Genomic DNA, 14,142 nt, shown 5'->3' with positions numbered 1-14,142 from the left:
GTTCAGAGCCCGGGCCCGAGGGTGGCGACCGTCGCCCGCACCTCCGCGGCGGTGGCCGGCTCGACCGGCAGCGAGGCGAGCAGGGTCGGCACCTCCTCCGGGAGCAGCCCCTCGGCGAGCAGCAGGTCCAGCAGCCGGTCGGCCTGGGCCGGTGGCACCGGCAGGGTCAGGCCGGACTCCCGGACGGCGGCCTCGGCGAGGAACAGCGCGCCGGCGAGGTCGTCCCGCGTCGGGTCGGGTGCGGGCGGGGCGGGGGCGGCCGCGCGGGTGACCGCCTCCGCGGCCCGCACCAGCGACAGCGGCAGCCCCTCGGCCTCCACCTGCACCAGTGGTGCGCTCCCGATGGCGGCGAGCACGAGGTGCTCGGCGTCGATCCGCAGCGGCGCCTCCCACTCCCCCACGCGGACCACCTCGACCAGGTCCCGGCCGTCCTCGCCGAGCTCGTCGAGCAGCTCCGCCCACGCCGCCGCGCGGGTGTCCCGGGCGCGTTCGGCGGCGAGCACGCAGGTCTCCAGGGTGAACGGCTCGATCACCTCCCGGTCGAAGCGCTCGGCGACCAGCGTGCCGTCGGCGGTGACCGCGTTGAGGGCGTCCTGGAAGCTGCCCGGCCGGGCGTCACCCAGTTCCAGCCGGCCGTCCTCCTCACCGGAGAGCGGCTGGCCGGTGACGGCGCGGGCGCCGATGGTCAGCCCGGTGCTCACCACCCGGCCGCGCACCCGCAGGTGGTGCGGCTGGTCGGACAGCCCCACCGCCCAGGCGCAGGCCTCGGCGATCAGCGCACCGGCGCGCTCGCGCAGCACCTCGCGGGCCAGCAGGGCCATGAAGTCCGCATCGAAGGATCCCGAGTCGTACACGCCCTCCACTGTCCCCCCGACCGGCGTCGCGTGCCGGGGACGGCCGGCCGGCGCTACCGGCCGGGGGTGTCGATCGACGGCGCCGCGTAGGTCGCGAGCACGACCCCGCCGGGCAGCTGCTCGACCCCGACGGCCTGGAGATAGCGGGTTCGCCCGCCGCCCCGGAACAGCGGCACGCCGTCGCCGAGCAGCACCGGGTTGACCTTCAGCTGGATCTCGTCGATGAGGTCGACGATCTGGCCGGCGAGGTCCCCACCGCCGCACAACCAGATGTCCCGGCCGGGCTCGGCCTTCAGCTCGGCGACCCGGGCGGCCACGTCGCCGGCCAGGGTCTCGACGGCGGACGAGCCGTCGAGGGAGCGGTGGGTCACGACGATCTGCCGCAGGTGCGGGTAGGCACCGTCGCGCAGGCCCGCCGCCACGGCCGGCGCGTGGGTCCGGCTTCCCATCAGGACGGTGTCGAAGCGGCGGGGTGCCGCCGTCACGCCGAGCGCGTCGCGCAGGTGCGCGGGGCAGGTCTCGGGGTGACGGGTGAAGAGGTCCGCCAGGGTCTCCGGCCGCACGGGGAAGTGCGAGAAGTCGCCCGCCGGGTCGGCGATGAACCCGTCGATCGAGGTGGCGACGTAGTACACGAGCTGGCGCACGGGCACGCTCCGATCACAACAGGTGTGCTGGTTCCGGCAACCTACAACACCTGTGGTGGTTCGCGTACCGTGGCGGCATGGTGTCGAACCCCCGCCGCCGGTCGGCCGTCACCGACGCCGCGTTGCAGATCCTCGGCCGCAACGGCAGCCGTGCGCTCACCCACCGGGCCGTCGACGCGCTCGCCGACGTGCCACCGGGCACCTGCGCCAACTACTTCCCGACCCGCGCGGCCCTGCTGCTCGCCATGGCCCAGCGGATCTTCGACCGGCTCGCCCCGGACACCGCGCGCCTCGCTCAGCTCGAGCTGGTGCCGGACCGGGACGCGTTGGCGGAGTACGTGGGCTACGTCGTCGAGCGGCTCACCACCGATCCCGACCTGGCGCGCGCCCTCATCGAGCTGCGGCTCGAGGCCTCGCGGTCGCCCGACGTCTTCGCGGCCCTCGCTCCCTTCCTGCGTCGGGGTCTGGACGACGACGTCACGTTCCACGACGGCCGCGGTCTCGTGGGCGGGCAGCCGGTGGTCCTCCTGCTGCACCACCTGGTGAACGGCATCTTGCTCGACCACCTGACGATCCCGCTCGACCCCCAGCGTGATCCGGTGTCGATCGCCAAGAAGGCCACCCGGCTGCTCGGCGCGCACCGGGCGGCGGCCGGAGCCGGCCCCGACCGCACCGGCGACCAGTGACCCTGTCGTCGTGCGCTTCGCGCTACTCGTGGGCGCGTGTCCCCGAGGGCGGACTGCGACGCAGCACCGGCCAGGCGTAGGCGACCAGGAGCACCAGGCCGATCGCCGTGAGGATCAAGCCGAGCGCGGTCAGGTCCCGGAACAGGTCCACGAGGCCGACGACGAGGAACACGATGCCCGGCCCGAGCAGCAGCGACTGACGCACTCGATCTCGACGGTCCACGGCACCCCCAGCAGCACCGTAGCCCGCGAGCGGCTCCCTCAGCAGGGACACCTTGCCTAGCTCAGCAGGGCGCTGCGCAGCTCCTCGGCGTCCACGCGCACCTGGGAGAGGATCGGCAGCACGTCGCGTTCCCGCAGCTGCCCGCAGGTCAACCCGGTGATGCTCTGCTCCTCGTGGTCGTCGTCGGTCAAGCGGGCGCCGACCTCGAAGGCGGCCCGCAGCAGGGCCCCGGCGAACGACCCGAGGTCGTCGACCTGCTTGAGCGGGGTGACCATGTCCGGCGGGAAGCCCCACTGCTCCAGCGCCACCGCGGTCAGCCGCAGCGCGGAGATGCCGTACCGCTGGACCTCCGCCGTGCGCCGCCCGGTGAAGGAGCGGTGGCCCGCCCACAGCTCCGGGTAGCCCTGCGGGTCGTTGTGGTGCAGGAGGGCCACGCCCATCTGGGCCAGCAGCCCCTGGCACAGCGCGTCCTGCGGCCGTTCTGCGAACCGCGGGGCCAGCGTCGAGGCGGCCAGCGCGACGTTCGTGCTGAGCTCCCAGAAGTCGTCGGGCAACCGCGACTCGTCGTCCAGGTCGGTGAGCGCGACGGTGGCCATGGTGCGCACGGTGGCGAAGCCGATCACGGTGACCGCGAACTGCAGCGAGGTGACCCGGCCGCGCATCCCGTAGAAGGCGGAGTTGGCCAGCTTCATCACCCGGCCGGCGAGCGCGACGTCGGCGCTGAGGATGCGGGAGAGCTCCTTGGCGCTGGCCTGGTCGGAGTTGGCGACCGAGACGATCTGCGCGGCCACGGGACGCTGCGCGGCCATCGTGTCGATGCTGGCCAGCACGCGCTCGAGGTCGAACGTCGGCGCGGCGGCGAGGGGGGTGGTCACGACGGCTCCAGGTCTGGCGGGTCGGGGAAGGCGGGCCGGGCTGGGACCGGGCTCGCGTGAGGCGGTCACCGGCGGGCGGCCGCGGCGAACCAGGCGGTCGCCTCGGCGCCGGCCAGGGGAGCAGCCAGGCTGAACCCCTGCAGGTAGGTGGCCCCGAGCTCGGCGAGCAGGCGGGCCTGTGCGGGGGTCTCCACGCCCTCGGCGACCGTGCACAGCCCCAGGTTGTGCGCCAGCGCGATCACCGCGGAGGTGATCTCGGCGTGCCCGTCGGCGAGCTCGGCGACGAAGGACCGGTCGACCTTGAGGCAGTCCACCGGCAGGTGCCGCAGGTAGGCCAGCGAGGAGTAGCCGGTGCCGAAGTCGTCGATGGAGATCTGGCAGCCCAGGTCCCGCAGCGACTGCAGCACCGCGCGGGCCGCGGCCGGGTCCTTCATCAGCGCCGACTCGGTGATCTCGACCGACAGCCGGTCGGCGGACAGCCGGTGCCGGCGGAGCGCGGAGGCCACGTGGTCGTGCAGGTTGCCGTCGAGCTGGAGCGCGGAGACGTTCACGTGCGCCCGGTGCGGGGCCGCGGCGCCCAGCTCCCGGTCCCACTCGGCCAGCTGCCGGCAGGTCTCGTCGAGCACCAGCAACCCGAGGCCGGCGACCAGGCCGCTCTCCTCGGCCAGCGGCACGAAGACGCTGGGGCTGATCGCGCCGCGCTCGGCGTGCTGCCACCGGGCCAGCGACTCCACCGACGTCGCCGTGCCCACGACGGCGTCGAAGATCGGCTGGTACATCAGGGTGACCTCGCGCCGCTCGATCGCCGACCGCAGCTCGGCGACCAGCCGCAGCTTGTCCCGGGCCTGCGCCCGGGCGTCGGAGTCCAGCACGGTGATCCGGCCCTTGCCGCCGGACTTCGCCTGGTACATGGCGATGTCGCAGTCGCGGATCAGCTCCTCCGCGGCCTGGTGCTCGGCGGTCTGCACGGTGACCCCGACGCTGGCCTGCGGCCGCAGGTCCACGCCGCCCAGGCGGACCGGCCGGCGCAGCTGCGCCCCGATCCGCTCGGCCAGGGCGACCGCGTCGGCCTCGCTGACCTGCTGGCAGACGACGACGAACTCGTCACCCCCGAACCGGGCGACCAGGTCCCCGGGGCGCACGGTGGCCCGCAGCCGCGAGGCGACCTCGACCAGCAGCTCGTCACCGGCGGCGTGGCCGAGGGAGTCGTTGACGACCTTGAAGTTGTCCAGGTCGAGGAAGATGCAGGCCAGCCCGCCGGCGCCGGGCACGAACCAGGTGCTGACGTGGTCGGCGAGCAGCGTGCGGTTGGGCAGCCCGGTCAGCGGGTCGTGGTTGGCCTGGTGGGCCAGCCGGGCCTCGAAGGCCAGCCGCTCGGTGATGTCCTCGATGGTGCCGACGAAGCCCGCGCCGACACCGGGGGTGAACAGGTGCGCGAAGCGGATGACGGTGGTGAGCTCGGTCCCGTCGGGGCGGACCAGCCGGGCCTGCGCCTCCCCCTCGGTGCCGTCCTCTCCGCCGAGGAGCACCCCGGTGGCCTGCTCGATCACCTCGTCGAGGTCGTCGGGGTGGACGACGTCCATCCAGCCGGTGCCCAGCAGCTCCTCGGCCTGCTGCCCGGCCAGCGCGCAGAACGCGTCGTTGACGTGGGCCAGCCGCATGCCCTGCTCGGAGAGGAGCGTGGGGATCGGCGAGCGCTCGGTGAGGGTGGCGAAGCGCCGCTCGTGCGCGTCGGCAGTCGCGCGCAGCGCCCGCTCGGCCTCGTTGGACGTGGCCCCCAGCCGCAGGGTCCAGCGCCGGCCGCCGGGCGCCGGCACCGCGGAGACCGAGCACTCGAGCGACTCCCCGCTGGCGCAGCGCACCGGCAGGGTCATGACGACGGCGCGCTCCCGGCGCAGCAGCAGGCGCAGCAGCAGGCGCAGCTCACCGCCCCGCAGGGAGGGGAGCAGCTGGTCGACCGGGAGCGCCCGCAGGTCCTCCTGCGCGTAGCCGAGCACCGCGACGGCCTTCTCGTTGCTCCAGGCCACGCGGGCGACGCCGCCGGTGCGCTCCACGACCAGGATGGCGCTGGAGGAGCTGACCGAGACCCCGTGGAAGACGGCGGCGACCACCTCCGGCGAGGGCTGGTCGCCCGCCACCGGTGCTCTCGCTGCCACGTCGTCCTCCGCTCCGCCCCGGGCGCGGTGCCGCGTCCTGCGCCCACCTTCGTCCTCCGGCGATCCGGGCTCCAGCCGATCTGGGGCCGGTTCCCCCCTTCGGGCGGGGTGCACCGGCGCCCGAGCACGGGTGGTCACCGCCACCGGCCGGCTCCTATCGTCCGCGCCGGACGGGCGGCCGGAGACCCCCGGTTACCCATCGGTAGCCGGTGTGGGATGTTGGGATCCACGTCACAGACGGCAGAGCCGCCGTCGGGAATGGGGCTCCCATGCGCTTGCACCTGTCACCGGAGGACGAAGCGTTCCGGGACCAGCTGCGCACCTTCTTCACCACCTCGGTGCCGCAGTCGATCCGGGAGGCCGTCATGGCCCACCGCGAACTGACCAAGGAGCAGTTCGTCCAGGCTCAGCAGGTCCTCAACGCGGCGGGCCTGGCCGTGCCGCACTGGCCGGTCGAGTGGGGCGGCCGGGACTGGACGCCGCTGCAGCGCCACATCTGGCGCGAGGAGATGCAGCTGGCCGGCGTCCCCGAACCGCTGGCCTTCAACGCCAGCATGATCGGCCCGGTCATCGCCACCTTCGGCTCGCAGGAGCAGAAGGAGCGCTTCCTGCCCGCCACCGCCAACCTGGACATCTGGTGGTGCCAGGGCTTCTCCGAGCCCGACGCGGGCTCCGACCTGGCCTCGCTGCGCACCACCGCCGTCCGCGACGGCGACGACTGGGTGGTGAACGGTCAGAAGACCTGGACGACGCTCGGGCAGCACGCCGACTGGATCTTCTGCCTGGTGCGCACCGACCCGACCGCGGAGAAGAAGCAGCGCGGCATCTCGCTGCTGCTCTTCCCGATGGACTCCCCCGGGGTGACGCTGCGGCCGATCGAGCTGCTCGACGGCGGGTTCGAGGTCAACGAGGTCTTCTTCGAAGACGTCCGGGTGCCGCGGGAGCTCCTCGTCGGCGAGGAGAACCGCGGCTGGGACTACGCCAAGTTCCTGCTCGGCAACGAGCGGGTCGGCATCGCCCGGATCGGGTCGACCAAGCGGATGCTCATCGACGCCAAGGAGCACGCCCGCGGCATCACGGTCAACGGGGCCCCGCTGGCGGCGGACCCCTACGTCCGGGCCCGGATCGCCGAGCTGGAGAACGAACTGCTCGCCCTGGAGCTGACCGCGCTGCGGGTGGTCGCCACCTCCGCCGACGGCAAGCCGCACCCGGCGTCCTCGGTGCTCAAGCTGCGCGGTTCGGAGCTGCAGCAGGCGGCCACCGAGCTCCTGGTCGACATCGCCGGACCGCTGGCGGTCGCCTCGTTCACCGGTGCGGACTCCGACGTCCCCGAGTGGGCGCAGGTCGCCGCACCGCACTACCTGAACCACCGCAAGGTCTCGATCTACGGGGGTTCCAACGAAGTGCAGCGCACCATCATCGCCGGCTCGATCCTGGGACTGTGACCTGACCGTGGACTTCAGCTACGACGACGAGCAGAACGCCCTCCGCGAGGCGGCACGAGCACTGCTGAGCCGCGCGTACGGCGACAGCGAGCAGCGCCGGGCGGTGGTCGCCACCGAGCCCGGCTTCGACGAGAAGACCTGGAGCCGGCTGGCCGAGATGGGTCTGCTCGGGCTCCCGTTCGCCGAGGCCGACGGCGGGATGGGCGCCGGCCCGGTCGAGGTGTCGATCGTCGCCGAGGAGATCGGCCGGGTGCTGGCCCCGGAGCCCTTCGTCGAGGCCGTCGTCCTCGCCGGCGGGCTGGTGGCCGACCTGGGCAGCGGCGCCCAGCGGGCGCAGGTGCTCGGCGCGCTCGCCGAGGGTCGGCTGCTGCCGGCCTTCGCGCACGCCGAGATCGGCACCCGGTGGGAGCCGGTGGCCCGGTCGGTCACCGCGCGCCGCGCCGACGACGGGGCCGGCGGTGCCTGGACGCTGACCGGGGTCAAGGAGCCGGTGCCGAACGGCGCCCGCGCCGATCTGCTGGTGGTCAGCGCGCTGGTCTCGTCCGGAGGCGCCCCCGGCGCCTCCCGGTTGTTCCTGGTCCAGGGCGACGCCGCCGGTCTCACCCGGACCGGCCACCGCAACCACGACGGCACCCGCTCGGCGAAGGTCACCTTCGCCGGCACCCCGGCCGAGCCGCTGGGCGAGGGGACCGCCGACCAGGCGGCCGCCGTCGAGCGGGCCCAGGCCCGGGCCCGGGTGGCGTACGGGCACGAGGCGCTCGGTGCGATGGAGACCGCGCTGACCACCACGGCGGAGCACCTGAGGACGCGTCGGCAGTTCGGCGTCCCGCTGAGCAGGTTCCAGGCGCTGACCCACCGAGCGGCGGACATGTACGTCTCCCTGGAGCTGGCGCGCAGCACGGCCCTGTGGGCGACCCTGGTGGTCGACGCCGACGGCGACGTGGTCGCCGCCGCGGACCGCGCCCGGCTGCAGGTCAGCCGGGCCGGCCGGCACATCGGCGAGGAGGCGATCCAGCTGCACGGTGGCATCGGCGTGACCGCCGAGTACTCGGTGGGCCACTGCACCAGCCGGCTCGTCGCGATCGACCACCTGCTCGGCGACGGCGACTGGGCGCTGTCCCGGCTCGCCGCCTCGGTCGACTCCTACCCGGCGGTCGACCCGCTGGGCTGAGCCTGCCGCACACCCGCCTCCGGTGGGCCGGCCAGCAGCACCGGCGTCGTCGCCTGCCTGGCGACCTGCTCCGCGACGCTGCCCAGCACCCGCTGCGACAGGCCCTGTCCCCGGCGGCCCAGCATCAGCACGTCCGCGCCCTCGGTCCGGGCCACGTCGACCAGCACCCGGCTGGGCCGGCCGCAGCCGATCTCCAGCACCGGCTCGGTGGCGGTGCCCAGCCAGCGCGCCCGCTCGGCCAGCAGGTCGTGCGCCGCGGCGCGGACGTCGGCGTCGTCGAACTCGGCGACGTCCGGGTCGACGACGGTGATCAGCACGAACCGCGTCCCCGCCCCGCCGAGCAGCCGGGCCGCGTCCCGGACCGCCTGGTCGGACTCGCGCGACCCGTCGACCGCGACCAGGACGGTCCGCCCCGGACCCGGCTCCTCCGGGTTACCGCCGCGCGCCGACCGGCGGTCCAGCACGACCACACCGTGGCGTCCCCGCTCTGCCGCGATCGGCAGGAAGAGCGGGCCGAGCACCACCCCCGGCAGCCACCACCGCCCGGTGCGGTGCCCCTGCCGGCCGAGCAGCACCACGACCGCGACGACGCCGGCGGTGACCCAGACGGCGAGGACGATGAGCACCCAGAGGAACGTCGGCACGTCCCCACCATCCCCGCTCGGCCGCCGGCCCGGGGGTGCGGCAGGTCCCCGGCCGTAGGTCCCCGGCCGTAGGGCCCCGACCGTAGGGCCCTTGGCCCCACCACCGCGCGGGAATGGACTGCGGGCCGGTACGGTTCCACGACAATAGTTGTGCTTTCAACCAGTGCAGTTCGGACGAGAGGGAGCACGCCATGCAGTTCGGGGTCTTCACCGTCGGCGACGTGACGCCCGACCCGACCACGGGTCGCGCGCCCACCGAGGCCGAGCGGATCAAGTCGCTGATCACGATCGCGCGCAAGGCGGAGGAGGTCGGGCTGGACGTCTTCGCCCAGGGCCAGCACCACAACCCGCCGTTCGTGGTCTCCTCCCCCACCACCACGCTGGGCTACATCGCGGCGAGGACCGACGAGCTGATCCTGTCGACGTCCACGACGCTGATCACCACCACCGACCCGGTGAAGATCGCCGAGGACTTCGCCACCCTGCAGCACGTCGCCGATGGCCGCGTCGACCTGATGATGGGCCGCGGCAACACCGGCCCGGTCTACCCCTGGTTCGGCAAGGACATCCGCGACGGCATCCCGCTCGCGGTGGAGAACTACCAGCTGCTGCGCCGGCTGTGGCGGGAGGACGTCGTCGACTGGCAGGGGCAGTTCCGCACGCCGCTGCAGGGCTTCACCGCCACGCCGCGCCCACTCGACGGCGTCCCGCCGTTCGTGTGGCACGGCTCGATCCGCAGCCCGCAGATCGCCGAGCAGGCGGCCTACTACGGCGACGGCTTCTTCCACAACCACATCTTCTGGCCTGCCGAGCACACCCAGCGGATGGTCGAGTTCTACCGCCGGCGGTTCGAGCACTACGGCCACGGCACCGCCGACCAGGCCATCGTCGGGCTCGGCGGGCAGGTGTTCATGCGGAAGAACTCGCAGGACGCCGTCCGGGAGTTCCGCCCGTACTTCGACAAGGCACCGGTCTACGGCGGCGGCCCGTCGCTGGAGGAGTTCAGCACCCAGACCCCGCTGACCGTCGGCTCGCCGGAGCAGGTGATCGAGCGGACGCTCGGCTTCCGCGACTACGTCGGTGACTACCAGCGCCAGCTGTTCCTCATCGACCACGCCGGGCTGCCGCTGAAGACGGTCCTCGAGCAGCTGGACATCCTCGGCGAGGAGGTCGTGCCCGTGCTGCGCCGGGAGTTCGCCGCGCTCAAGCCGGCGCACGTCCCCGAGGCGCCGACGCACGCCTCGCTGGTCGCAGCCGCCGGTGGTGCCCACGACTCGTCGGTCTCCGCCGTCGACGACGTCACCGGGCGCACCGTGGAAGGAGCGCAGGCCCGATGACCACCCGAACCCTCGCGGTGGTCAGCGCCGGGCTGAGCACCCCCAGCTCGACCCGGCTGCTGGCCGACCGGCTCGCCGCAGCCACGGTCGAGGCGCTGCGCGACCGCGGCGACGACGCCACCGTCGAGCTCGTCGAGCTGCGCGGGCACGCCCGCGACCTGGCCGACCACCTGACGACGGGCTTCGCCAACGAACCCCTGCAGGCCTCGATCGACACCGTCGTCGGGGCGGACGCCGTCATCGCGGTGACCCCGGTCTTCTCGGCCAGCTACTCCGGGCTGTTCAAGACGTTCTTCGACGTGCTGGACAAGGACGCGCTCATCGGGAAGCCGGTCCTGCTGGGTGCCACCGCGGGGACGGCGCGGCACTCGCTGGTCGTGGAGCACGCACTGCGACCCCTGTTCGCCTACCTGCGGGCGGTGCCGGCGCCCACCGGGGTCTTCGCCGCCGCAGAGGACTGGGCCGGCGGCGGGATCGACCGGTCGCTGGCCGAGCGGGTCGAGCGGGCAGCCGGCGAGCTGGCCGGACTGGTCGCGGGCCGGCCGGTCAGCGACCGCCCGGCCGACCCGTTCGCCGACCCGACCACCTCCTTCGAGGAGCTGCTGAAGGGCCGGTGACCCCGTCGGGCAGGATCCGGGGATGACCCCGCCGACGTGGTTCACCCAGGCCCTCGCCGCCCAGCCCGAGCACCGTGACGTCGTGGTGGCCGGCGCCCGCGTGCACGTGCGCACCTGGGGACCGGCCGGCGCCCCGGGCGTGGTGCTGGTGCACGGCGGCGCCGCCCACTCGGGCTGGTGGGACCACGTCGCCCCGCAGCTGACCGGGCACCGGGTGGTCGCCCTGGACCTCACCGGGCACGGCGACAGCGACCACCGCCCCGAGTACGACCCGTTGGTGTGGGCCCGCGAGGTGGTGGAGGTCGCCGCGTCCGCCGGGCTGGACCGGCCGCTGGTGGTCGGGCACAGCATGGGCGGCTGGGTCGCGGTCACCGCCGCGGTCGAGCACCCGGCCGAGGTCAGCGGCGTGGTGGTCATCGACTCCCCGCTCAACGACGCGCCCCCGGACGAGAGCCGGCTGCGCGAGCGGCGCCGCCCGCACACGGTGCACCCCACGCTGGACGCGGCGATGGCGCGGTTCCGCACCCTGCCGCCGCAGGAGGTGTACCTGCCGGAGGTCCGCGACCACGTCGCCCGCGGCTCGCTGCGCGCCGTCGACGGCGGGTGGACCTGGGCCTTCGACCCGGAGTTCTTCGGCACCCGGCTGCGGCTGCGCGACCTGCTCCCCCAGCTGCGCCGGCCGGCCACCCTGCTGCGCTGCGCGCACGGGCTGGTCACCGCGGAGATGGCCACCGAGATGGCCGGCCTCACCCCCGGGCCGCTGCCCGTGGTCGAGCTGCCCGCCGCCGGGCACCACCCGATGCTCGACCAGCCGCTGGCCCTGGTCGCCGCGCTGCGCACCCAGCTGGCGCTGCGGCCCCCGCCCGCGCGCTGACCCCCGACTGCCACGATGGGCCGGTGACGGTGAGCCCCGTGGAGTTCGTCGAGACCCTGCTGCCCGGCGTCGGTGTCCGCTACGAGCTGACCACCCGGGCCGGCCAGCCGGTCGGCATCGTGGTCCGCCGGGAGGGGGCGGTGGAGCTGGTCGTCTACGACCGGCGCGACCCCGACCAGGCGCGGGAGGTCCTCCAGCTGGACGCCGACGAGGTGGCCGCGGTCGCCGAGGTGCTCGGCGCGCCCCGGGTGACCCAGCGGTTCGCCGACCTGTCCCGCGAGGTGCCCGGGCTGGAGTCCACCCGGGTCACCGTGCCCGCCGGGTCGCCGTTCGCCGGCCGGCCGATGGGCGACACCCGCGCCCGCACCCTGACCGGCTGCTCGATCGTGGCGCTGGTCCGCGGCAGTGACGTCGTCACCGCACCCGGGCCGGAGCAGGTGCTGCAGGTGGGCGACGTGCTCGTGGCGATCGGCTCGGGATCCGGCCTGGCCGCCTTCGCCGCACTGCTCACCGGCCAGTCCTGAGAGCCGGCGGTGGAGCACGTCGCGGCGCTCCTCGTCGAGCTGGGTCTGCTGTTCCTCGGCTTGTCGGCGCTGGGACTGCTCGCCCGCCGGCTCGGGCTGTCCCCCATCCCGTTCGTGCTGCTGGCCTCCCTCGCGCTCGGCGAGGGCGGGGTCGCCCCGCTGACCACCGCCGAGCCGTTCCTCGAGGCGGCCGCCGAGATCGGCGTCGTCCTGCTGCTGCTGGCGCTCGGCCTGGAGTTCTCCGCCGCCGAGCTGTTCGGCTCGCTGCGCCGGCACGGACCCTCGGGGCTGGTCGACCTGCTGCTCAACGCACCACCGGGGTTCGCCGCCGGCCTGCTGCTGGGGCTGCCCTGGCAGGGAGCGCTGGCGATGGCCGGCGTCACCTGGATCTCCTCCTCCGGGATCGTCGCCCGGCTGCTCGGCGACCTGGGCCGGCTGGGCAACCGGGAGACCCCCGCGGTGCTGTCGGTCCTGGTGCTGGAGGACGTCGCGATGGCGCTGTTCCTCCCGCTGCTGGTGGTCGCGCTGGCCGGCGGCGGACCGCTGCAGGCCGTCGCCGGGGTCGCGCTGGCCGGCGGCGCCGTGCTGCTGGTGCTGCTGGCCGCCAGCCGGCACGGGCACCGGCTGGGCCGGGTACTGGACCACCCGGACGACGAGCAGGTGCTGCTGCGGCTGTTCGGCCTGACCCTGCTGGTCGCCGGCGCGGCGCAGGCGCTGGGCGCCTCGGCCGCGGTCGGCGCCTTCCTGGTGGGCATCGCCGTCCCGGTGTCGCTGGCCGAACGGGCCCGGGCGGTGCTCTCCCCGCTGCGCGACCTGTTCGCCGCGACCTTCTTCGTCGCCTTCGGGCTGTCCACCGACCCGGGCGGCCTGCTGCCGGTGCTGCCGGCCGTGCTGCTGCTGGCGCTGGTCACCGCGGCCACCAAGCTGGGCACCGGCTGGTTCGCCGCCCGCCGCGACGGCGTGGCGGTGCCCGGCCGGCTGCGCGCCGGGGCGGCGCTGGTGGCGCGCGGGGAGTTCTCCGTGGTCATCGCCGGGCTGGCGGTCACCGCCGGGCTGACCGACGTCGGGCCGCTGGCCACCGGGTACGTGCTGGTGCTGGCGATCGGCGGGCCGGTGCTGGCGCGGTTCGTCGAGCCGTTGTCGACCCGGCTCCGGCCCGCCTGAGCGGCGCGGGGCGCGGGTAGGGCGCCGGGCATGAGCGCAGCCCGCGGGATGACCGACGCCGGACGGGACGAGGTCGGCCGGCTGGTGCTGGGCGCCTGGGACGGCTTCCTGGCCCAGGCCGACGCCGTCGACCTGCACCGCCGCACCCGGTTGCCGGGCTGGCGCGCCCAGGAGGTCTGCACGGACCTGGGCGTGTGGCCGGACGCCGCCGCGCTCGACGACCTGGTCGCCGGCGCCCGGTCCGGTGCCACCGGCACCCCCGCGGACCCGAACGTGGTCAACGCGCGGGTCACCACCGCGCACCGGGACGCGAGCCGCGCCGAGGTGCTCGCCGCCCTCGAGCGCGCCCGGGCGGCGACGGTGCGCTACCTGACCGAGGCGCCGGCCGAGCTGGACACCGCCCCGACGGTGTCCACCGTGGGGCGGCTGCCGCTGCTCAGCGTCGTCCTCGGGCAGGCGTACGAGCTGGCCGTGCACGGCCTGGACCTGGTCTCCGCCGGCGCCCCCGCGCCGCCGCGGGAGAGCCTGCAGGCCGGCCTGGCCGCCCTCGCCGACGTGACGGGCGCGCTGACCACGGCCGCGGGCATCACCGCGGGCGCCACCCTGACCACCCCCGACGGCGGCTGGACGTTCGCCGCGGCCGACGGCGGCTGGACCGTGAGGCACGTGCCCTCGGGGCGGCCGGCCGGCCCCGCGGTCGAGGCGCCGGCCGACCTGCTGCTGGACGCCGCCTCCGGCCGGGCGAACCCGGTGGCCGCGCTCGCCCGCCGTCGGCTCGCGGTGCACCAACTGGCCGGGCTGATGAGGCTGGCGCCGGTCGTCGAGTCCGCGCCCGGCATCCCCGGCGGCCCCCTCCTGCAGCTGGCCGCCCGCACCCTCGGCGGCGCGGGTGGGCTGCTGGGCCGGCTGCGCCGCGGCTGACCGTCAC

The 14,142-nt window shown here is 74.9% G+C and carries 15 protein-coding genes; 9 read left to right on the top strand and 6 right to left on the bottom strand.

From position 1 onward, the window contains the following. Positions 1-2 precede the first annotated feature (2 nt). Both ACI79Y_RS08775 and ACI79Y_RS08770 read right to left on the bottom strand, forming a co-directional pair. Positions 3-854, bottom strand: a complete 852-nt coding sequence (locus ACI79Y_RS08775) for a hypothetical protein (protein ID WP_457158103.1) — start codon at positions 852-854, stop codon at positions 3-5. 53 nt (positions 855-907) lie between these two features. Next, positions 908-1,498: a dihydrofolate reductase family protein gene (locus ACI79Y_RS08770; RefSeq protein ID WP_457158102.1), complete on the bottom strand. Its 591-nt coding sequence runs from the start codon at positions 1,496-1,498 to the stop codon at positions 908-910. A 77-nt stretch (positions 1,499-1,575) separates the two neighbouring features. Between ACI79Y_RS08770 and ACI79Y_RS08765 the strand changes: the two genes are divergently transcribed. Then, entirely contained in the window at positions 1,576-2,184 is a 609-nt protein-coding gene (locus ACI79Y_RS08765) for a TetR/AcrR family transcriptional regulator (RefSeq protein ID WP_457158101.1), read from the top strand. A 22-nt stretch (positions 2,185-2,206) separates the two neighbouring features. Here ACI79Y_RS08765 and ACI79Y_RS08760 read toward each other — a convergent pair whose 3' ends face one another. From ACI79Y_RS08760 to ACI79Y_RS08750, 3 genes are all read right to left on the bottom strand, one after another. After that, positions 2,207-2,389: a hypothetical protein gene (locus ACI79Y_RS08760; RefSeq protein WP_457158100.1), complete on the bottom strand. Its 183-nt coding sequence runs from the start codon at positions 2,387-2,389 to the stop codon at positions 2,207-2,209. Positions 2,390-2,463: 74 nt separating this feature from the next. Further along, positions 2,464-3,282 (bottom strand): HDOD domain-containing protein, encoded by an 819-nt coding sequence (locus ACI79Y_RS08755; protein WP_457158099.1) that lies wholly within the window; start codon positions 3,280-3,282, stop codon positions 2,464-2,466. Between the two features lie 65 nt (positions 3,283-3,347). Next, the gene (locus ACI79Y_RS08750) at positions 3,348-5,438 is read right to left on the bottom strand and encodes a putative bifunctional diguanylate cyclase/phosphodiesterase (protein WP_457158098.1); all 2,091 of its coding nucleotides are present in this window, start codon (positions 5,436-5,438) and stop codon (positions 3,348-3,350) included. 269 nt (positions 5,439-5,707) lie between these two features. On the opposite strand from ACI79Y_RS08750, the gene ACI79Y_RS08745 reads away from it, so the two are divergent. Continuing rightward, complete coding sequence (locus ACI79Y_RS08745) at positions 5,708-6,883, top strand: acyl-CoA dehydrogenase family protein (RefSeq protein ID WP_457158097.1); 1,176 nt, start codon at positions 5,708-5,710, stop codon at positions 6,881-6,883. A gap of 7 nt (positions 6,884-6,890) precedes the next feature. After that, a complete protein-coding gene (locus ACI79Y_RS08740) occupies positions 6,891-8,054 on the top strand; it encodes an acyl-CoA dehydrogenase family protein (RefSeq protein WP_457158096.1) in 1,164 nt (387 codons plus the stop codon). On the opposite strand, the gene ACI79Y_RS08735 is transcribed toward ACI79Y_RS08740, so the two are convergent. Further along, positions 8,027-8,698 (bottom strand): universal stress protein, encoded by a 672-nt coding sequence (locus ACI79Y_RS08735; protein ID WP_457158095.1) that lies wholly within the window; start codon positions 8,696-8,698, stop codon positions 8,027-8,029. The two genes, ACI79Y_RS08740 and ACI79Y_RS08735, sit on opposite strands and share 28 nt — an antisense overlap. Before the next feature lie 191 nt (positions 8,699-8,889). Here ACI79Y_RS08735 and ACI79Y_RS08730 point away from each other — a divergent pair, with 191 nt between their 5' ends. The 6 genes from ACI79Y_RS08730 to ACI79Y_RS08705 are packed head-to-tail and all read left to right on the top strand — an operon-like array spanning position 8,890 to position 14,135. Beyond that, complete coding sequence (locus ACI79Y_RS08730) at positions 8,890-10,035, top strand: LLM class flavin-dependent oxidoreductase (protein ID WP_457158094.1); 1,146 nt, start codon at positions 8,890-8,892, stop codon at positions 10,033-10,035. Then, positions 10,032-10,652, top strand: coding sequence for an FMN reductase (locus ACI79Y_RS08725; protein ID WP_457158093.1), 621 nt, complete (start codon positions 10,032-10,034; stop codon positions 10,650-10,652). The genes ACI79Y_RS08730 and ACI79Y_RS08725 overlap by 4 nt, the downstream gene beginning before the upstream one ends. 22 nt (positions 10,653-10,674) lie before the next feature. Next, a complete protein-coding gene (locus ACI79Y_RS08720; RefSeq protein ID WP_457158092.1) occupies positions 10,675-11,526 on the top strand; it encodes an alpha/beta fold hydrolase in 852 nt (283 codons plus the stop codon). A gap of 23 nt (positions 11,527-11,549) precedes the next feature. After that, positions 11,550-12,050: a cation:proton antiporter regulatory subunit gene (locus ACI79Y_RS08715; RefSeq protein WP_457158091.1), complete on the top strand. Its 501-nt coding sequence runs from the start codon at positions 11,550-11,552 to the stop codon at positions 12,048-12,050. 9 nt (positions 12,051-12,059) lie between these two features. Then, the gene (locus ACI79Y_RS08710) at positions 12,060-13,214 is read left to right on the top strand and encodes a cation:proton antiporter (RefSeq protein WP_457158090.1); all 1,155 of its coding nucleotides are present in this window, start codon (positions 12,060-12,062) and stop codon (positions 13,212-13,214) included. A 30-nt stretch (positions 13,215-13,244) separates the two neighbouring features. Beyond that, a complete protein-coding gene (locus ACI79Y_RS08705) occupies positions 13,245-14,135 on the top strand; it encodes a maleylpyruvate isomerase N-terminal domain-containing protein (protein WP_457158089.1) in 891 nt (296 codons plus the stop codon). The last annotated feature ends 7 nt before the right edge of the window (positions 14,136-14,142 follow it).

The sequence above is a fragment of the Modestobacter sp. SYSU DS0875 genome (assembly GCF_054050915.1).
This window is presented reverse-complemented; position numbering and strand designations above follow the sequence as displayed.